At 40.0% G+C, this 19,481-nt stretch carries 25 protein-coding genes; 7 read left to right on the top strand and 18 right to left on the bottom strand.

Translation table 11 applies throughout. From position 1 onward, the window contains the following. Nucleotides 1–45: 45 nt before the first annotated feature. The 3 genes from parC to MHI41_RS08975 form a co-directional block, all read right to left on the bottom strand. A complete protein-coding gene (gene parC, locus MHI41_RS08985) occupies nucleotides 46–2,487 on the bottom strand; it encodes a DNA topoisomerase IV subunit A (protein WP_282833666.1) in 2,442 nt (813 codons plus the stop codon). A gap of 2 nt (nucleotides 2,488–2,489) precedes the next feature. Next, nucleotides 2,490–4,457: a DNA topoisomerase IV subunit B gene (gene parE / locus MHI41_RS08980; protein WP_007499323.1), complete on the bottom strand. Its 1,968-nt coding sequence runs from the start codon at nucleotides 4,455–4,457 to the stop codon at nucleotides 2,490–2,492. 415 nt (nucleotides 4,458–4,872) lie between these two features. Continuing rightward, on the bottom strand, nucleotides 4,873–5,286 hold the full coding sequence (locus tag MHI41_RS08975; RefSeq protein WP_058213731.1) for a CoA-binding protein: 414 nt from the start codon (nucleotides 5,284–5,286) through the stop codon (nucleotides 4,873–4,875). A gap of 154 nt (nucleotides 5,287–5,440) precedes the next feature. Here MHI41_RS08975 and plsY point away from each other — a divergent pair, with 154 nt between their 5' ends. Together plsY and MHI41_RS08965 are read left to right on the top strand one after the other, a co-directional pair. Next, entirely contained in the window at nucleotides 5,441–6,022 is a 582-nt protein-coding gene (gene plsY, locus MHI41_RS08970) for a glycerol-3-phosphate 1-O-acyltransferase PlsY (protein ID WP_008343794.1), read from the top strand. 96 nt (nucleotides 6,023–6,118) lie between these two features. After that, a complete protein-coding gene (locus MHI41_RS08965) occupies nucleotides 6,119–6,406 on the top strand; it encodes a HesB/YadR/YfhF family protein (protein ID WP_008343795.1) in 288 nt (95 codons plus the stop codon). Between the two features lie 41 nt (nucleotides 6,407–6,447). Here MHI41_RS08965 and MHI41_RS08960 read toward each other — a convergent pair whose 3' ends face one another. From MHI41_RS08960 to acnA, 7 genes are all read right to left on the bottom strand, one after another. Then, a complete protein-coding gene (locus tag MHI41_RS08960) occupies nucleotides 6,448–6,756 on the bottom strand; it encodes a hypothetical protein (protein ID WP_007499327.1) in 309 nt (102 codons plus the stop codon). 3 nt (nucleotides 6,757–6,759) lie between these two features. Next, nucleotides 6,760–7,182, bottom strand: a complete 423-nt coding sequence (locus MHI41_RS08955) for a thioesterase family protein (RefSeq protein ID WP_008343800.1) — start codon at nucleotides 7,180–7,182, stop codon at nucleotides 6,760–6,762. A 103-nt stretch (nucleotides 7,183–7,285) separates the two neighbouring features. Beyond that, a complete protein-coding gene (gene tlp, locus MHI41_RS08950) occupies nucleotides 7,286–7,528 on the bottom strand; it encodes a small acid-soluble spore protein Tlp (RefSeq protein ID WP_342494726.1) in 243 nt (80 codons plus the stop codon). Nucleotides 7,529–7,543: 15 nt separating this feature from the next. Continuing rightward, nucleotides 7,544–7,687, bottom strand: coding sequence for an acid-soluble spore protein N (locus MHI41_RS08945; protein ID WP_008357830.1), 144 nt, complete (start codon nucleotides 7,685–7,687; stop codon nucleotides 7,544–7,546). 51 nt (nucleotides 7,688–7,738) lie between these two features. After that, nucleotides 7,739–7,864, bottom strand: a complete 126-nt coding sequence (locus tag MHI41_RS08940; RefSeq protein WP_157292516.1) for an FbpB family small basic protein — start codon at nucleotides 7,862–7,864, stop codon at nucleotides 7,739–7,741. A 76-nt stretch (nucleotides 7,865–7,940) separates the two neighbouring features. After that, on the bottom strand, nucleotides 7,941–8,444 hold the full coding sequence (locus MHI41_RS08935; protein ID WP_008343807.1) for a TlpA disulfide reductase family protein: 504 nt from the start codon (nucleotides 8,442–8,444) through the stop codon (nucleotides 7,941–7,943). Between the two features lie 66 nt (nucleotides 8,445–8,510). Continuing rightward, nucleotides 8,511–11,240, bottom strand: a complete 2,730-nt coding sequence (gene acnA, locus MHI41_RS08930) for an aconitate hydratase AcnA (protein ID WP_342494725.1) — start codon at nucleotides 11,238–11,240, stop codon at nucleotides 8,511–8,513. Nucleotides 11,241–11,460: 220 nt separating this feature from the next. Here acnA and sspO point away from each other — a divergent pair, with 220 nt between their 5' ends. The 4 genes from sspO to MHI41_RS08910 all read left to right on the top strand — a co-directional run bounded on the left by sspO (nucleotide 11,461) and on the right by MHI41_RS08910 (nucleotide 12,952). Continuing rightward, nucleotides 11,461–11,607, top strand: a complete 147-nt coding sequence (sspO, locus tag MHI41_RS08925) for a small acid-soluble spore protein O (protein WP_008343809.1) — start codon at nucleotides 11,461–11,463, stop codon at nucleotides 11,605–11,607. A gap of 17 nt (nucleotides 11,608–11,624) precedes the next feature. Next, nucleotides 11,625–11,771: a small acid-soluble spore protein P gene (locus MHI41_RS08920; protein ID WP_003211331.1), complete on the top strand. Its 147-nt coding sequence runs from the start codon at nucleotides 11,625–11,627 to the stop codon at nucleotides 11,769–11,771. A 102-nt stretch (nucleotides 11,772–11,873) separates the two neighbouring features. Then, on the top strand, nucleotides 11,874–12,263 hold the full coding sequence (locus MHI41_RS08915) for a spore coat protein (protein WP_019744128.1): 390 nt from the start codon (nucleotides 11,874–11,876) through the stop codon (nucleotides 12,261–12,263). 260 nt (nucleotides 12,264–12,523) lie between these two features. Beyond that, a complete protein-coding gene (locus tag MHI41_RS08910; protein WP_007499335.1) occupies nucleotides 12,524–12,952 on the top strand; it encodes a DUF2621 domain-containing protein in 429 nt (142 codons plus the stop codon). A 21-nt stretch (nucleotides 12,953–12,973) separates the two neighbouring features. On the opposite strand, the gene MHI41_RS08905 is transcribed toward MHI41_RS08910, so the two are convergent. Continuing rightward, nucleotides 12,974–13,456: a CcdC protein domain-containing protein gene (locus tag MHI41_RS08905; protein WP_007499337.1), complete on the bottom strand. Its 483-nt coding sequence runs from the start codon at nucleotides 13,454–13,456 to the stop codon at nucleotides 12,974–12,976. A gap of 94 nt (nucleotides 13,457–13,550) precedes the next feature. Beyond that, on the bottom strand, nucleotides 13,551–14,258 hold the full coding sequence (locus tag MHI41_RS08900) for a cytochrome c biogenesis protein CcdA (protein WP_008343813.1): 708 nt from the start codon (nucleotides 14,256–14,258) through the stop codon (nucleotides 13,551–13,553). 214 nt (nucleotides 14,259–14,472) lie between these two features. Between MHI41_RS08900 and MHI41_RS08895 the strand changes: the two genes are divergently transcribed. Then, complete coding sequence (locus MHI41_RS08895; protein ID WP_008343814.1) at nucleotides 14,473–14,640, top strand: aspartyl-phosphate phosphatase Spo0E family protein; 168 nt, start codon at nucleotides 14,473–14,475, stop codon at nucleotides 14,638–14,640. 268 nt (nucleotides 14,641–14,908) lie between these two features. Here the strand turns inward: MHI41_RS08895 and MHI41_RS08890 are convergent, their stop codons facing one another. The 6 genes from MHI41_RS08890 to yneA form a co-directional block, all read right to left on the bottom strand. Further along, on the bottom strand, nucleotides 14,909–15,127 hold the full coding sequence (locus MHI41_RS08890) for a YneF family protein (RefSeq protein WP_003212379.1): 219 nt from the start codon (nucleotides 15,125–15,127) through the stop codon (nucleotides 14,909–14,911). Between the two features lie 84 nt (nucleotides 15,128–15,211). Beyond that, nucleotides 15,212–15,658: a sporulation inhibitor of replication protein SirA gene (sirA, locus tag MHI41_RS08885; RefSeq protein ID WP_007499339.1), complete on the bottom strand. Its 447-nt coding sequence runs from the start codon at nucleotides 15,656–15,658 to the stop codon at nucleotides 15,212–15,214. 198 nt (nucleotides 15,659–15,856) lie between these two features. Beyond that, nucleotides 15,857–17,860, bottom strand: coding sequence for a transketolase (tkt, locus tag MHI41_RS08880; protein ID WP_008343815.1), 2,004 nt, complete (start codon nucleotides 17,858–17,860; stop codon nucleotides 15,857–15,859). Between the two features lie 188 nt (nucleotides 17,861–18,048). After that, nucleotides 18,049–18,279, bottom strand: a complete 231-nt coding sequence (locus MHI41_RS08875) for a DUF896 domain-containing protein (RefSeq protein ID WP_008343816.1) — start codon at nucleotides 18,277–18,279, stop codon at nucleotides 18,049–18,051. Between the two features lie 69 nt (nucleotides 18,280–18,348). Further along, complete coding sequence (locus MHI41_RS08870; RefSeq protein ID WP_008343819.1) at nucleotides 18,349–18,996, bottom strand: recombinase family protein; 648 nt, start codon at nucleotides 18,994–18,996, stop codon at nucleotides 18,349–18,351. A gap of 17 nt (nucleotides 18,997–19,013) precedes the next feature. Next, complete coding sequence (gene yneA, locus MHI41_RS08865) at nucleotides 19,014–19,325, bottom strand: cell division suppressor protein YneA (protein WP_007499348.1); 312 nt, start codon at nucleotides 19,323–19,325, stop codon at nucleotides 19,014–19,016. Nucleotides 19,326–19,481: the final 156 nt, after the last annotated feature.

Genomic DNA, 19,481 nt, shown 5'->3' with positions numbered 1-19,481 from the left:
CATCATAAAAAACCCCCTGCCTTACGCAGGGGGTTTTCATTTTGCTTATTTATTGTCATCTTGGTCAGATGCAGCAGGTGATAAAAGAACTTGAGTTACTTCTCCCTGCTCTTCCTCATCTAAAATAAACGATCCATTGCTATAACGATCATTTGCCCTTAGTGTGGAAATATCGAGCGGGATCGTGGCACCCTTTTCCGTATCAATCTCAAGTGTATCGTGCAGTGAAGCAGCAATCACAGCAACAATTCTGTGAGGGTTTTTCTTTAATTCTCTTAGCATGATCACTCCACGTTTTGCTCTTGATGTCTTATCAAATTCAGAGAGGTTCATCCGCTTCACAGCACCTCTTTGTGTCGTGAGAACAAGCACATTGTTCTTCGGATCAATCATTTGTCCAGAGACCACCTCGTCTCCGTCCTTCAAATTGATGCCTTTCACACCAGCCGCTCTCGGACCGACCACACTCACTTCTTCTTCATCAAACCATAATCCATAGCCATTTTTCGTTGCAATAAACAATTCTTGCTGACCTGTTGTGACATGAACATCTACAAGTTCATCATCACCTTTTAAATTCAAGGCGACAAGCGGTTTTGAATAACGCTGCGCTTTATATTGGAGAAGCTCTGTTTTCTTCACCATACCGCCTTTTGTGAAGAACAGGAGATACGATGATTCATCGAATTCTTTAATTGGGATCGCTTTTTGAATGGATTCATCGCGATCAATCGAAATAATATTCGTAATATGCTGCCCCATGTCTTTCCAGCGTATATCTGGCAGCTGATGAACTGGACAGTAAATATAGCTCCCTTTATTCGTAAAGAGCAGAAGAACATCTGTTGTATTCATTTCAAACTGGTGAATCAGTCGGTCTGTATCCTTCATACCGAAGTCCTTACCGTTTGATGCAGCATAGGAACGCTGGCTTGTCCGTTTGATGTATCCATCTTTTGTAACTGTGACGTACACGTCCTCTGATGCGATCATCACTTCAAGGTTAATCTTAATTTCTTCAATTTTTTCCTCAATGACAGATCGTCTTTCATCAGCATACGTCTTTTTCAACTTCTTCAAGTTGTTCGTAATGACTTTAAACAGCTTCTTCTCATTCGCTAAAATGTCTTCAAGCTCTGCAATTCGCACGTCAAGCTCTCTTGCTTCGTCTCTTAGTTGGGTGATATCTGTATTTGTTAAACGATATAACTGGAGAGAAACAATCGCTTCTGATTGTGCTTCTGTAAAATCATATTTCTCCATCAAATTGTTTTTCGCATCACGCTTATCATTAGACGAACGGATCGTCGCAATGACTTCATCTAAAATGGAAAGAGCTTTAATTAACCCATCTACAATATGATGACGTTCTTTTGCTTTTCGAAGCTCGTATGCTGAGCGGTTCGTCACCACTTCTTTTTGATGAGCAATGTAAGCGTCTAGTACAGTTGTAAGCGTCATTAAAGTCGGTCTTCTGTTATGTATCGCGACCATATTAAAGTTATATGGGATTTGCAGATCAGAATTTTTATATAAGAAATTCAAGACACCATTCGCATCTGCTTCTTTTTTCAGCTCTACAACAATCCGAAGGCCGGTACGATCCGTCTCATCCCGAACTTCAGAAATTCCTTCTACTTTTCTTTCAATGCGGAACTCGTCCATCTTTTTGACAAGATTGGCCTTATTCACTTCATAAGGAATTTCTGTGATCACGATTTGCTGGCGTCCACCGCGGATGGTTTCAATCTCCGCTTTTCCGCGAATCATAATCTTTCCTTTTCCTGTTTCATATGCCTTCTTAATACCATCCACACCTTGAATGATCCCGCCTGTTGGGAAATCTGGCCCTTTGATGACTGTCATTAAATCCTCAACCGTACAATGCGGCTGTTCGATTCGCTTAATCACGCCATCAATCACTTCTCCTAGATGGTGCGGCGGAATATCAGTCGCATAACCGGCTGAAATCCCTGTTGAACCGTTCACAAGAAGGTTGGGAAACATCGCTGGTAAAACAACAGGCTCTTTGCTTGTATCATCAAAGTTCGCGACAAATTCGACTGTCTCCTTGTCGAGGTCCTTTAAAAGCTCTGATGCAATGGCAGAAAGCCTTGCTTCCGTATAACGCATGGCAGCAGGAGGATCTCCGTCGATACTCCCGTTATTTCCATGCATCTCAATTAGCACATTTCGCACTTTCCATTCCTGGCTCATTCTCACCATGGCTTCATAAACAGAAGAATCACCATGAGGATGATAGTTACCAATGACGTTACCGACTGTTTTGGCAGCTTTACGGAAGTTTTTATCTTGTGTATTTCCTTCTGCATACATCGCATATAAAATTCTTCGTTGTACAGGCTTTAATCCATCACGTGCATCTGGAAGTGCACGATCTTGGATAATATATTTACTATAGCGACCAAAACGGTCCCCAATCACTTCTTCTAACGGTAAATCATGAAATCGTTCTTGTTGTGCCATGTTTAAACCTCCTCAGCTAGCGACAAGTTTTCATTTTCAAGAATGTTGCTTTCCTCATCAAGTCCAAAGGCGACATTCTTTTCAATCCATTTACGGCGTGGTTCTACTTTGTCACCCATCAGTGTCGTGACGCGGCGTTCCACCCGTGCAGCATCATCGATCTTCACCCTGACAAGCGTTCTCGACTCTGGATTCATTGTCGTTTCCCATAGCTGGTCGGCATTCATTTCACCTAAACCTTTATAGCGCTGAATCGTATATCCTTTTCCAACTTTCTTTAGTACGTCATCCATTTCTTCATCAGACCAAGCATATTCAATGACTTCTTTCTTCCCTGAGCCTTTGCTGACTTTATATAAAGGCGGAAGGGCAATGAATACTTTGCCATGCTCAATCAGCGGCTTCATATAGCGGTAGAAGAATGTAAGCAATAGAACCTGAATATGCGCCCCATCTGTATCAGCATCTGTCATGATGACAATTTTGTCATAATTGATGTCTTCTACATTAAAATCGACACCAACCCCGCCGCCAATGGCATGGATAATGGTATTGATTTCTTCGTTTTTGAAAATATCCGCAAGCTTTGCTTTCTCTGTATTAATGACCTTCCCTCGAAGCGGCAGCACCGCTTGGAATTTTCGATCACGTCCTTGCTTGGCTGATCCACCCGCTGAGTCGCCCTCTACTAGATACAGTTCATTTCTTGCCGGGTTTCTAGATTGAGCAGGTGTTAATTTTCCGCTTAGTGTCGCTTCAGATTTTTTCCGTTTCTTGCCGCTCCTTGCTTCTTCTCTTGCTTTTCTAGCCGCTTCTCTTGCCTGCTGCGCTTTAATCGCTTTTTTCACAAGCAGTGTTGCCGTTTCGCGGTTTTCTTCAAGGAAATAAGCCAATTTTTCAGAGATCACAGCGTCTACAGCAGACCTAGCCTCACTCGTTCCAAGCTTTCCTTTTGTTTGTCCTTCAAATTGAAGAAGTTCTTCAGGAATTCTGACAGAAATAACAGCTGACAGGCCTTCACGAATATCCGTACCTTCTAAATTTTTATCTTTTTCTTTTAAAAGGGTCACTTTGCGTGCATATTCATTAAAGGCTCTCGTCATGGCCGTTTTTGCACCAGACTCATGCGTACCGCCATCTTTGGTTCTTACGTTATTGACGAACGACAGAATATTTTCTGAATAGCCGTCGTTAAATTGAAAGGCAAAATCGACTTCAATGGACTGATGTTCCCCTTCAAACGAAACGACTTCACTAAGTACATCCTTTTCCTCGTTTAAATAAGCAACGAACGCTTCAATACCTGTCTCATAATAAAAGGTTTCCTGCACATCATGGCGCTCATCAATCAGCTCTATTTTTAGCCCTTTTAATAAAAAGGCTGATTCTCTTAAACGCTCTGATAATGTATCAAAATTATAGGTGGTGACACTGAACATCGTTGGATCTGGCTTAAAATGAATCAGTGTACCGGTCTTTTTCGTTTTCCCGATTTTTTCAAGTGATGTGACTGGCTTTCCGCCATGTTCAAAGCGCTGGTGATAAATAAATCCATCGCGTTCTATCGTCACGGTGAGCCACTCTGAAAGTGCGTTCACAACGGACGCCCCAACCCCGTGAAGTCCACCACTTGTTTTATAACCGCCTTGACCAAATTTTCCGCCTGCGTGCAGGACCGTTAAAATGATCTCTGGTGTCGGTTTTCCAAGCTTATGCATACCAGTAGGCATTCCGCGCCCTTTATCTTGGACGGAAATGCTATTATCTTTATGTATTTTGACAATGATATGATCTCCATGGCCAGCGAGCACTTCATCGACAGAGTTGTCTACAATCTCATAGACAAGGTGATGAAGACCGCGTGAATCCGTCGATCCAATATACATCCCTGGACGTTTACGGACCGCTTCAAGCCCCTCTAGCACCTGAATAGAATCATCGTTATAATCTACTTGCTGCTTTTTAACCAAATGCTTAATCCCCTTTCACTAACAAACATAACCGGCTAATCATCAATGATCTCTCTAGATTTTAATGATGATCATGCTGCTCATTACTGTCCACTTTAATAAGCTGCATCATCACCATGCATGTGTGATTCAGCGATACATGCTCTTTTGCACGGTTATGAGAATGTTCTACATTCTGCAATCAGAACTAAAAGTCCATTATAAACAAGACTGTTTCATAAGCCAAATGCAATCATATGATGGTTTTAGCAAAACAGAACAAATGTTCTATATTTATCTTATCGCTCTTTTTCTCGATATGCAAGGTCACCGATATGTCCCTGTCGCCTTATTTTATCGCTTTCTTCTAGAATCGCAAATATATTTCTGCAACAAAAAAGCAAAAATCCTTGGTTTTTCAAGGATTTTTGACGATTTAATGAGTTTTTGTCATCGCATGAGCCACTTTGATACATAAATCCATGATGGCGACTTTGCCATTTTCCTCAATCAGCCTTTTCGCATCTTCATGATATACGCCTTGCTGTGCCCAAAAAACAGGTGCATTTATTTCAAGAAATTCTTTCGCCACCTCAGGCAAAAACTCGGAACGTCTAAAGACATTGACGATATCAACAGGTCCTTCTATGTCTTTTAAAGAGTCGACCGCTTTTACCCCAAGTGCTTCATCAATCGTTGGATTGACAGGAATGATGTCATAACCGGCATCCTGCATGGCTTTTGAAACCATATAAGACGTTCGGTGCGGCTGATCTGACAAACCAACAACCGCAATTCGCTTACTGCTTTTTAATATACGACCAATTTCTTGTTTTGAAGGATGATTCATCCAGACACTCCTTTTCTTCTATTTTAGCGAATTTCTTGTTAAAAACAAAGCTCAATTCATCGGCCATCGTTTTTTTCAAAAAAAGATCGCCATGTTTTTCATAAGATCATGTTAAAATGTAAGACAAGAGGGAGAATATAAAGGAGTTATGCAGATGTTAATTGCTTTGATGTTTATTTTGGCTTATCTTCTTGGCAGTATTCCATCAGGTCTCATTGTCGGGAAAGCTGCAAAGGGAATCGATATCCGTGAGCATGGCAGCGGGAACCTAGGTGCGACGAATGCATTCCGTACACTAGGTGTGAAAGCAGGGTCCATCGTTATCACCGCTGATATTTTAAAGGGGACTCTTGCTTCGGCTTTACCGTTTTTCATGCAACTGGACATTCATCCCTTATTAGCAGGAGTTGCTGCTGTTATCGGTCACAGCTTTCCTGTCTTTGCAAAATTTAAAGGGGGAAAAGCGGTCGCTACATCAGGCGGCGTGCTGTTATTTTATGCCCCGTTCTTATTTATCACGATGATCGCTGCTTTTTTCTTATTTTTATACATTAGTAAATATGTTTCATTATCATCTATGCTGACTGGGATCTACACATTCATTTACAGCATATTCACCCAAGATTTATTTTTAATTATTGTTGTTGCCGTTCTTGCTGGCTTTGTGATCTTCAGACACATCGCCAACCTCAAACGAATTCTCAACAAAACTGAACCGAAAATCAAATGGCTTTAGCCGTTTCATCAATTTAAATATGTGGTAAAAGTAAAGAAAAGCTGTTTTTGCATCCTGCATTTAAAAACAGCATGACTTCAAAAAGGGGCGATCACATTGAAATTAACGATAAAAGATGATGCACTCAATTGGTACAAGAATGAACTGGATTTAGAAAAAGGTGATCATGTTCGCTTTTTTGTCAGATATGGCGGGTGCAGTAATGTACAAAAAGGCTTTTCTCTCGGCGTCGCAAAAGATGAACCTCAAAATGCCGGCGCAACCGCTGAAGTAGAAGGTATTACTTTCTTTGTGGAAGAAAGTGATATTTGGTATTTTGACAACCATGATCTGCATATTGATTATAACGAGTCCGTGAAAGAACCAGAATTTCATTATGAATAAACAAAAAAGATACCTCATCCCTCGGGTATCTTTTTTGTTTATCACTCAATATAAAGTCCATACTCCTGAATGTTTCCTAACGACCGCTCTTTTTGTAAAATTCGTTTTTGCGAATCACCGATGAGATCAAAATGAGGAAAACCTTCGCGAACATGAATCCATTCTTTCTTTAATCCATGCTTTTGTCCCCAAGCGATTAATTGTTCTATATCCTGACAGGCTGCCTTTGTGACAGTATTCGCATGTGGAAAACGGTCATCAAGCCAATAGTGTGTCAAAAAGGCCACATTCCCTTGCCGAACAGCTGATTTCCAAGCATTCAAATCTCTTCTTTTAATTCCAAATGCCATGAATCAAACCTGCTTCTTGGACTGTTCGTATACGCTGTGCCATGCAGGGAAAGCTTTTCTAAATTGAATCGGTCTAAAGGTTTCTTTGTCCACACAAATATGTGAGGTGGTCCCTGTAATAGCCGTTTGTCCATCAGGTTTTTGTATTTCATAGCCATACACTGTTTTCACGCCGTTATATTCTTCAATCCATGTGTGAACTGTAGCCGTTTCACCGTACAGTAGTGGTTTCTTATATTGAACCTGAAGATCGACAACAGGTGCAAGGACACCGTCTGCCTCTAACTGGGCATAGGAAAAGCCTAATTCTTTAATTAACGCTGTTCTGCCGACTTCCATCCAGATTAAATAGTTGGCATGATACACAATGCCCATTTGATCTGTTTCTGCATAACGGACTTCTATTTCTTTTTTAGATACATACACGTTTTCATCGCTCTCCTATCAAAACCTAACGTCTCTGACATTTTACCACATTCCAAATGGTTCTTCTAAAAAGAGGCAATAAAATAAACCAGGAATCCCTGGTTTATTCAGTGTAACCGCTCTTTCTTGCTGCTTCCTCGTCCTTTATTTCAGAACGCATTGCGTCAATACTTGTTCTACGGTTTTCATTTTTTTGCTTGATCATCTGCTTTTCTTCCTCTGTTGAAAGACCCATTGCTGCTTCAGATTCATCAATATTTTCAAGTGTGTTTTCGATCATATCCTGCAGCTTCTCAACATTATCAGAACGATCATCTGGATTGTATTGATATGACTTGTCATTCATCATGCTTCCCTCCTATTATTCGCCCTTCGTCTGTATCACATCAGGCTGTTCATTCGATTTATTATGCATCTTTTTGCCTTTATTTCGTTTGTATGCTACAGGTTTTGTCCCTAAATGGTCTGGTGTAAACTGCGCTTGTTTATCATGCTCTCTACCCATCATTCATCCCTCCCTCTTCTTTAGGATGAACGAAAAAGGTCAAATCATAACTTATTTCTGTCTAAATCGGTCTTCCAACTTTTCTTCAAGCTGGTTTAAAAATTCCTCATTGCTTAATAATTCTTTTTTATTTTCAAGCACAAGTTCTTCAAAAGTACGGCGCTTTCTTCGTCTCATTTCTATCACCACCTCCACTCTGTTCATACCATTTTCGCCAAAACATTTAGAAAATAAGCAAAAAAGAGCTGAATCATTATAGATCCAGCTCTTTTTCAATTTCTTTTTTTGTGAGCATTTGATGCTTTACAGACAGGATACGCCCTTTTTCATCTAGTATGTATGTCGTCGGATAGGAAAGTACCTGATATCTCGCTTGAATACCTTTTTGATCTAATAAAACAGGAAAACTGACCTTAAGTTCATCAATAAAAGATGCGACGTGATCCACACTCTTTTCAGTGTTCGTCAAATTCACCGCTAGTACCTCAACTTGGTCATTTTCACTTCTAATTGCATCTAGATCTGGCATTTCTGTTCGGCAAGGCTTACACCATGTCGCCCAAAAATTGAGAAGTACTTTTTTCCCTCGATAATCAGATAAAGATGCCGTTTTGCCATCAAGGGTTTTGAGCTCAAAATCAGGGGCTTTGTCCCCTGTTTCAAGACCGATGGCGGGTTCTTTTGGTCCGAATACATTCCATGCAAGTAAACCAATCAACACAAGTAAAACAGCGCTTGCCATTCCTTTTTTCCACATGATTGATCCTCCACTATGTTAAAAAAGAAGAGAAAGCTGTCTAATCGCCTTCTCTTCTTTGCTTTATTAGTTGCTTGCCAATTTCTCACGCAGTACCATTTGAAGGATACCACCATGACGGTAGTAGTCAATTTCGACTTCACTGTCAAAGCGAACAATTACTTCAAATGTTTTCTCGTTGCCATCTGTATCAATTGCTTTTACAGTGACAAGATCACGCGGACGAACTGTTTCATCAACATCTACTTCGAATGTTTCTGTTCCTGTTAGTCCATAAGTTTCTGCACTTTCACCGTCTTTAAACTGTAAAGGAAGTACGCCCATGAAGACAAGGTTACTTCTGTGGATACGCTCAAAGCTTTCCGCAAGAACGAATTTAATTCCAAGAAGATTTGTTCCTTTTGCAGCCCAGTCACGTGAAGAACCCATTCCGTAGTCTTTGCCTGCTAAGATCGCAAGACCAGTTCCATCTTCTTTATAACGCATGCATGCATCATAAATGGATGTCACTTCACCAGTTGGCCAGTACGTTGTATACCCGCCTTCTGTTCCTGGTGCGATTTGGTTCTTAATGCGGATGTTTGCAAAAGTACCTCTCATCATTACATGGTGGTTACCACGACGTGATCCATATGAGTTAAAGTCTCTTGGCGAAACGCCTCTTTCTTGCAAGTATTTACCTGCAGGCGTGTCTTTACCAATTGCTCCAGCAGGAGAAATATGGTCTGTTGTGACAGAATCACCGAACTTCGCCACTACGCGCAATCCTTTAAGTGGTTCAACTTTACCAGGTTCAACTGATAAGTTTTCAAAAAATGGCGGGTTATCAATGTATGTGGAATTTTCATCCCATTTATACAATGCATCATCCGTTGTTTTAATTTCATTCCAGCGGTCATTGTTGTCAAAAACAGTTTCATACTCTGAACGGAATAGCTCAGGTGTGACAGTGCTTTTCACGACGCTGTTGATTTCATCCATTGATGGCCAAATGTCATTGAAATAAACGTTCTCGCCATTTTTATCGACACCGATCGGATCTTTTGTTAAATCAATATTCACCGTACCAGCAAGTGCATAAGCCACAACTAATGGTGGAGATGCAAGGTAGTTTCCTTTTACAAGCGGGTGGATACGACCTTCGAAGTTACGGTTACCTGATAAAACAGAAGTAATCAGCAGATCATTTTCAGAGACAGCATCTTCAATTTCTTTTTCCAGCGGTCCTGAGTTTCCGATACATGTTGTACAGCCATACCCAACGATGTTAAATCCGAGGTCTCTTAAATATGGAAGAAGTCCCGAATTCACGAGGTACCCTGTTACAACTTTAGAACCCGGTGCTAGTGACGTTTTCACGTAATTTGGCACCTTCATACCGAGCTCACTTGCTTTTTTCGCAACAAGACCTGCTCCGATTAAGACGTATGGGTTCGATGTATTCGTACAGCTCGTAATCGCTGCAATCGCAATCGCACCTGTCTTCATAACAGCTTTTTCACCGTTTTCAAGATCAAATTCGATTTGTTTGTCTAGCTCTGATTTTTCTAAACCAAATCCTTGGTTTCCAGCTGGACTTTCAATATGCTTATGGAATGTTTCTTTCATTTCAGAAAGCGGAATCAAATCTTGTGGACGTTTCGGACCAGATAAGTTTGATTCAATTTTAGAAAGATCAATTTCCACAACATCTGTAAAAATTGGTTCCTCAGCATCAGGTGTATAGAATAAACCATTTGCACGAGAATATTCTTCAACGATGTTGATTTGCTCTTCGTCACGGCCAGTTAGGCGAAGATATGCAAGAGCTTCCGCATCTACTGGGAAGAATCCGCAAGTAGCACCGTATTCAGGCGCCATGTTCGCAATCGTTGCACGATCAGCTAATGGCAGCTGTGCAACTCCTGGTCCGAAGAACTCAACGAATTTGTTAACTACGCCTTTTTCACGAAGTACTTGTGTCACTTTTAAGGCAAGGTCAGTTGCAGTCGTTCCGTTTGGAAGCTCTCCTACTAATTTAGCCCCAATGACTTCTGGCACTGGGAAGTAAGAAGGCTGACCAAGCATACCAGCTTCTGCTTCGATACCGCCAACGCCCCATCCAAGTACACCGATACCGTTAATCATTGTTGTATGTGAGTCAGTACCAACTAATGTATCTGGGTAAGTGATGATCTCGCCATCTTCTTCAATTGCATGAACAACACTTGCAAGATACTCTAAGTTCACTTGGTGAACAATCCCTGTTGCAGGCGGAACAGCTTGATAATTGTTAAACGCTTTCTTTGCCCAGCTAAGGAAGTTATAACGCTCTGCGTTACGTTCGAATTCTAAATCCATGTTAATGTTTAATGCATCTTCAGTTCCAGCTTTATCGACTTGTACAGAGTGGTCAATGACCAGGTCAACTGGAATTTCAGGGTTGATTTTATCTGGGTCTCCGCCCACATCTGCCATTGCTTTTCTTAAAGAAGCAAGGTCAACGACAGCTGGCACACCCGTGAAGTCTTGTAAAATAACACGAGAAGGTTTAAATGGAACATCAATTTCTTTTACCTCGGCAGTTCCCCATTTTGCCAAGTTCTCAACGTGTTCCTTTTTGATCACTCTACCGTCTACTTGGCGAAGCACTGATTCTAACAGTACCTTAATGGAATAAGGCAATTTAGAAACATTTCCGATTCCTTGTTTCTCGAGTGCTTCTAACGAATAATAGTGATACGTTTTCCCATTTGTCGAAAACGTTTTTCTAGATTGAAAAGCGTCTTGTTTAGCGACTTGCTGCTGTTTCGACATGTCCAAAATCCCCCTTTTGATGATCAAGATCAATTTCAATTCTCAGAAAAATCGTCGTATTTCACCACAATTTTCTCACAATTTCATCTTAAAACAAATTCATACATAAGTAAATAACAATGCTTTTATTAAATTCAATAAGTTTAGCTTATCATGAGGAAATGATTACTCTTCATAAACTGAGCAGCACGGGTTCATACTAATGCTGAGGTGATAGAACATGACAAAAAGAAAAGCAAATCATGTAATTGAAGGCATGAACGCAGCCAAAAGCCAAGGAAATGGTGCAGGCTATATAGAAAATGATCAGCTCGTTTTAACAGAAGAACAAAAGCAAAACAATAAAAAGCGTAAAAAAAACCAATAAGAAAGGAGTGAGAAATGATGACGAACAAAAACACCGGGAAAGACATACGTCAAAACTCTCCTAAAGAGCATCAAGGCGGGCAGCCTGAGCCACTATCAGGCAGTAAAAAAGTGAAAAACCGCAACCATACAAGACAAAAGCACAATTCACATCATGATATGTAAACATTTTCTCTTAAGCCCGTGACCAAACGGGATGTTTTAGGTCTTTCACACATTTCAGCTTTCATCATATGATTTATTATGAGATGTGATGGAGGAGTGTTTATGGAGAATGAAAAGCAAGTGAATTCCTCTGATTTTCTTGAAATAGATGATTGGCTGAGTGTATTAATGGACGATCCTTTTGCATGGTATGACGAACAGCTCCCAATAGATCTTTACGAAACGAGCCGTGATTATATTATTGAGATCGACCTCTCCACCCTATCGATCACTGATTTAAAACTGACCTTTTCCGGATGTGAGCTCATCCTCGCTTATTTGATTGATGAAAGAGAACAGCCGATTGAAAAAAGTGTCATACTCCCTTTTTATTTGAATGACAAAGACATTGATACAGATTACGAAAACAGAATCATATCAATAAAAATCAAAAAAGATGCCCATCGTCAAGACGGAGCATTTTCCTTTCAAATGCCGCACTTCAAACATTAAGAGCCCACCTGTATACAGGTGGGCTCTCTTCCGTTCGTTTCAAGTCAATACCTTGTGCGAACCACCATGGCCAAATAGTAGAGTCGCTATACAATAATGTATTCCTTTTCTACTAAATGGTTTGGGTCATTCTAGTAAATGGGCGTCTCTTTATCAAAAAAGGCATTTATAGAGAAAAAAACACATACATTTTTGTTATTTTCTTCTACCTTCTCTTCATGTAAAATAGAATAGAGAGAAGGGATATAGGGAGTGAGAACATGTTAAGCGGCTGGTTTTTGTGGTTCATTTTATTTTGGGGTACAGTGATGATTGGATTACTAGCAATCGGTGGCTTTTTTATGTTTCGCAAGTTTTTAAAACGATTGCCGAAAGAAGACGGGAAATCAGAGCTTGATTGGCAGGATGAATATATTCAAAAGAGCCTGCACCTATGGCGCGATGAAGACAAACAGCTATTAAATGAGCTAGTATTACCGGTTCCAGAGTTGTTTAGAGATGTCGCCAAAGAAAAAATCGCCGGTAAAATTGGCGAGCTGGCACTTAAAGAACAAGCGGCCAGCATTAATTTAGACTTAATCATTCGCGGCTATATTATCGCTACACCGAAGCGGGATCATAAATTTCTACTAAAGCGCCTTCAAGAAAAAAAGATCGACCATTCCCCATATGAATCTTTATTAAAATAACCTCCTTTTTGAAAAGGAGGTTTAATTTATTTGGGCCTGCTGCAGATCTAATTGTTTAGACATCTTTCTAAACGACAAATACATCGCAACCCGCCAAGGGACAATCATGCCAAAGGCTAGAATCCAAAACATCCCGCTGAGCGCACCATAATCAATGGAAGAGCTTAAAATCGTCTTCATTCCGATACGAAGGACAAGAAGCCCAATGAGAATAAACACAAATGCTTTTGAACGTTTCAAATAGATTTCATTGCCTCTAATTTCAAATTTCGATGTTTTAATTAAAAAGATAGAGAAAAACATCCCTACAGTAATCGCCTCTAAAAATTCAGCTCCAGTTACTTGAAACATTGGCACAAAAAACATCAGTGCACCAGTGCTCATAAAGATAGGAGGTAATATAATTTTTTTCGCGGTTGCAGGTTTTGCTGATGATTTAATGCGAATAAACATGACGGCTACCGCCATACATACCGCCACTATAGAAGAAATTATGATCATCATATCAAATCATTCCTTTATTCTTTAAGGTCAGTCTATGTATAATATACTCCAATTGACGAAAAAAAACCATTCGCCGCGACTGTAGAAAACGATTTCAAAAACCCGTAAATCCTCCAAATAATGATGAGAACATAATAATGATCCATGTCAGAAGATCAAAGAACAGCAAGATCCCTACTACGATCATAATAATCCCGCCAGTTTTCATGATGAGCTGCTGACGCTTTCTGATCCAAGCCATTTTTGTGATGAAAAAGGAAAGAACAAAAAATGGGATAGCAAAACCTAATACATACGCAATCATGTAGGTCACAGCGGACTCTGGCTTGTTGCTGGCAAGTGTGATGACGGCTGATAAAATCGGGCCGGTACATGGTGTCCAACCAGCAGCAAAACCCATTCCGATGAGAATCGATCCAAAAAAACCGGCTGGACGATTTTTAAACTGCAACCTCTTTTCTCCCATTAAAAAAGAAGGCTGAAATACACCAAGAATCATAAAGCCAAAGAAAATAATGAGAATGGCACCAATTTGACGAATCGCATCTTGATATTCAATGAAAAACTTCCCAACAAACGATGTCCCAAATCCAATGGCAATAAAAATGAGAGAGAACCCAATTAAAAAGAATAATGTATGAAGAAGACTTCTTCTTCTCAGCATCACCTTCTCAGATTTCACTTCATCTATACTAACGCCCGTAATATAGGATAAAAAGGCTGGATAAAGTGGCAGACAGCACGGTGAGATAAAAGATAGAAACCCTGCTCCAAACGCTAAAAAGTAATTCAAATCTGACAAAAGAACACCCCCTTCTTACAATATACAATAAGAGATGACAAATTCATTTCATTTTTTTTACATCATCTCAATAAAGATGGTCTAATCTCTTAAAACCTTATATAATTTAATTTGACATCAAGATACCAAACCCTTTAAATTTGAAAATAAACCTTAAAATGGATATAATAGAATCGATTCTTTTTATCAAGATTTGCATGAAAGGAACATGACTTTGGTAAAAACATCATTATTAACTCAAATTGAAGAAAAAAGAGAAGAGCTGATGAAAGTTGTCTTGCATAATGGGATGACATCAACAGTGACCATCGAACATAGCCAGCAGCTAGATCATCTCCTCTTACAATATCAACGACACTTACACTCAAACTCAGCCAACTAATGATATCTCAAGATAGAAACAAATGCCGCACGATTTTAGAAAAGTTGATATGTGTGACAATAAAAGAAACGAAAACCTCTGCTCACAGGGGTTTTTTGTTTTGTCTTTAACGGACGGTTCACGGCAAAATAAAAACCACTTTCCCTGCTTTATTCATGCAAGTACAGTGGTTTTATGCGTCTGATGAAGGTGACTTCAATAAAGAAAGGACATCGCTTGTCCAATCTTTAGGGACCATGTTCCATCTATGATCATAATAACGTACGTATTATTTCGCTTGGTTGTTCATGGCTTTCATCATTTGATTGATTTTCTTTTGGGACGGTTTCATGCCCATTTGCATCATCATCATTCGAAGCATTTGTTCATTAATCGGTGGATTCTTTTTCAAGTAGCTCATCATATACTTACGAGCAATAAAGAATCCGAGTGCAACTCCTGCAAGCAATGCAACAACGCCTACAAGGATGACAACCCATAAATCCATAATTCTTCCTCCTTCATGTTGTCTCGTATAAAGTGTACTAAACAAAAGGCTATTATACAACATTTCACGTTCAATTTTATTTTTTTAAACAAAATTCCTCACTTTTACCGGATTGAGCCACCCGTGCTTCTTTGATCCAAAGTCCATAGCCAGGAAACAAGGACTAATTTTTCTGAGTACTTCAAAAAACACCGCTTCTGCCTCATAACTGCCTGTGGCAGACATTTGAATGTAACGGTCTTTTATAATGAATGCGGCTGTGCCTTTTCCATCTGGCAGCGATGCACTGTATATTGAGCCTATTTGTGTATAGTGAATGTTGGTTAAATTGTTCATTAAACGCTGGTGCATATGAAAAGCAGGGATTCGTTTCGTTACATAATCCACTTGCTTAACAAGCATGACTAATTCGTCATCACTGCGGTTCGTCCAGTGTAACGATTCAAACAAATGAAACAAAATAGATTCTCTACCAAAATAATGATGAGCAAACTCATCCTCAATCCAATAAATATAATAATGGCGTTCCATGTCTATCCCTTCCTTTCACATTTCGTCAATCTCGCTTATTGCTTGTATTATACAAAAATGTGAAAGAAAGAATTGTCTATATATGAAGCAAGAAGAAACTAGTTTTGTCAAAAAAACAAGAAAAAAGAAAAAAGTTTGCAGAGCATAGTGAAAAGCTCTGCAAACCGACTGCAAAAAAGCATGATGCTTGGAGACTGATTATTTATTCAGCTTTGCTTTTACGCGGCTCACCACGTTGCTGACAGTGAAACCGTATTTTTCAATAATGGTTTCGCCTGGTGCAGAAGCGCCAAATTTATCAATCGCAATCACATCGCCATCAAGGCCAGTGTAACGTTCCCAGCCAAGTGAAGCACCCATTTCGATTGCAACACGTGCTCTCACTGCTTTAGGAAGAACGGACTCTTTGTATTCGTCTGACTGCTCATCAAAGCGATCCCATGCAGGTAAGCTCACGACAGAAACGCGAATGCCTTCTTTTTCAAGTGCTTTTTGCGCTTCAATGGCTAAACCTACTTCAGATCCTGAAGCAAGTAGAAGAGCTTCTGGCTGTGCATCAGCTGCTTCAACGACGACATATCCACCTTTTTCTACGCCTTCATACGCCTTCTCTGGTGCTTGATCAATCGTTGGAAGGTTTTGACGAGTAAGAACAAGCGCTGTCGGTTTATTCGTTGAAGATACAGCAATTTTCCATGCTGCAGCTGTTTCATTTCCATCAGCTGGACGAATAACAGAAAGGTTAGGCATCGCACGTAATGAAGCGAGCTGTTCAACTGGCTCATGCGTTGGTCCATCTTCCCCAACCGCAATGCTGTCATGCGTAAATACATAAGTGACAGGAAGTCCCATTAATGCAGCAAGACGAATGGCAGGTCTTAAGTAGTCTGAGAAAACAAAGAATGTTCCACCGAATACACGAAGTCCGCCGTGAAGTGCCATACCGTTTAATGCTGCACCCATTGCGAATTCTCTCACACCAAACCAAATGTTTCTGCCAGCATAATTCTCTCTACCAAAGTCATTTGTATCTTTGATGGTTGTTTTATTTGATCCAGCAAGGTCAGCAGACCCACCAATAAAGAATGGTACTTGCTTTGCAATGCCATTTAATACTTCTCCAGAAGAAGCACGAGAGGCAAGGCTTGAACCTGCTTCATAAACAGGAACTTCTTGATCCCAATTCTCAGGAAGTTTTCCTTCAATCGCGAGCTTCAGCTGAGCTGCCAGTTCTGGATATTCTTTTTCATATTGCTCAAACAGTTCATTCCACGCTGATTCTTTTTTCTGTCCAGCGTCTTTAACAGCTGTTTTGAAATGATCGTACACTTCAGAAGGTACATGGAAATCTTCTTCAAACGTCCAAGAATAAGCTTCCTTCGTTAGCTTCGCTTCCTCACTGCCAAGCGGTGCACCGTGCACCCCAGACGTTCCCGCACGGTTTGGAGATCCGAAACCGATTGTCGTCTTCACTTCAATAAGTGTAGGTTTGTCTGTACTTTGTTTGGCTTTTTCAATGGCAGCCGTCACTTCTTCAATGTTATTGCCGTCTTTTACATAAAGAACCTCCCAATTCATCGCTTCAAAACGATTCTTCACATTTTCAGAGAAAGAACGATCAAGGTCGCCATCTAAAGAAATGTCGTTTGAATCATAAAGAACAATTAAACGGCCTAAGCCTAAATGACCAGCAAGTGAAGCAGCTTCAGAGGAAATGCCCTCCATTAAGTCTCCATCTCCGCAAATGCTGTATGTATAGTGATCCACAACATTAAAATTGTCTTTGTTATACGTTTCTGCAAGATGTCTTTCTGCAAGTGCCATTCCAACAGCCATCGCAATCCCTTGTCCTAAAGGACCTGTTGTCGCATCTACGCCCTCTGTATGTCCAAACTCAGGATGTCCAGGTGTTTTGCTTCCCCATTGGCGGAATTGTTTTAAATCTTCGATGCTCAGATTGTATCCGCTTAAATGAAGCATGCTATATAAAAGCATAGAGCCATGTCCCGCAGATAACACAAAACGGTCTCTGTTAAACCAATTTGGATTTTGCGGACTTACGTTTAAGTGATTCGTCCATAAAGCGTATGCCATTGGTGCAGCGCCCATCGGCATTCCAGGGTGACCGGAATTCGCTTTTTCAATTGCGTCTATGGAGAGAGTACGTATTGTTGCAATAGATTTCAATTCAATCGTTTCCATATAAATCCCCTTCCGTATCTTGTGTACACCATTATCATAAATCTACTGTCCTTTTTTCACAACTATTTCACGCCGAAAAAGAAGGATTTTGTCACATTTAGTTTATCGATCACCTAAAAACTTATGCAAATATGAAAAAAGATGAGAATATTCCTCCCATCTTTTCAAAAATAAAGAAATGATGACCTTTAATGAAGATTCTGGTCTCTTTCTCTTTTTAATTTTTCTGGTGTGACATCGTTTCCTTCTGGATCGACGATTTTCACGGTTTTGAGTGTATTTTTCATAGAAGAACGAAAAGCCTTTAAATATTCCTCTCTTAATTGCTTCTGTTCTGTTTTCTCAGCGTCCGACAAACCGGCCTCTTTCGACTTTTTTGAAAGCTCATTGATTCTTGCAAGCTGTTCTTTAGAAATCATGACAAACTCCTTTAAAACATTTTCTCTACATACTACTAAATATCAGTCATTTTTACAACAAATCACGCTTTAAGTCGCAAGCCCTTTTTCATATTCTTGGTACCTTCTATGGACGGTTGCTTTTGAAATGTCAAAACCAAGTGCCTGCAATGTCACTGCAATTTCAGCGAATGTCATGTTGTTTTTTCTTAATCGAACAATTTCAGAAATTGGTACTTCAATACGTTCGCGGCCAGGCGCCTGTTCTTGGTGTTTTAAATTCAGTTCGGGTTGATACCCTCGCTCAACAGCTTTTTTCATCCCACGCTTAATTTTCAAATTATGAATTTTCCGCTGATACTCTTCTACAACGCCTACAATTTCAATGACCATCTCGTCTGCTTCTGAAAGCTCAAGCTCTCCTCTATGAAATACGCTGTACACCTTGACTTTTTCTTTAAACAGACAATGGAGAAGAGCGATTTTCGCCTGCCCTCTTCCAAGGCGTGTCTCATCTTGAATGAGAACAGCATCGATTTCTTCCTCTTTCAGCGCAGCCAGCATGTCAAAAACACCGTCACGATCAAGATCGTATCCACTCGCTTTTTCTTTAATCACTTTGACTACATTCATCTTGTGCGTTGCGGCTAAAGCAAGCAGTTCTTCTTCTTGTCTTGTAAGCGAGGTTTCTTGCTCTTCTTTGGCAGTACTTACTCTCGCATAAATGATTGCATTCATGTCTTCAATCGACCTTTCTACTGTACTGTTGCAAGTTGATATACGACTGGATGCTCTTTTTTAACTGGAATGACAAGGATATCTCCAGGCTGAATGTCAGTTGAAGCGAGATCATTGTGTTCAGTTACCCAGTCAATAAAAGCATTTTTATCGATTGATTTACTGTCGTTTACTTGGTCAGCTAATCCCCAAAGAGTATCACCTGATTGAACCTCTATTTTAACATATTGATTTGGATCATTATGGCTAGTGACTGCAATAAGTGAGAGAAATATGCCAACGATGAATGAGAATAGCCCAATAAAAATAATAGATTCCTTTAACCTCATAATGTCATCTCTCCTAATAGAATGTGTGTTCGTTCTTTCTGTCACTCATTATAAATACGAACAAACGTTTCTGTCAAACGTTTTTTTCGAACCTATGTTTGTACTGTTAGGAAAAACATGCTATAATTTCTTTAAAATTGACGTTTTGAGGTGCAA

Origin of the sequence: Bacillus sp. FSL M7-0307 (assembly GCF_038627835.1) — a bacterium.
GTDB lineage: Bacteria > Bacillota > Bacilli > Bacillales > Bacillaceae > Bacillus > Bacillus altitudinis.
Note: the sequence above shows the minus strand (reverse complement) of the source record. Positions and strands in the feature narration are given on the sequence as shown.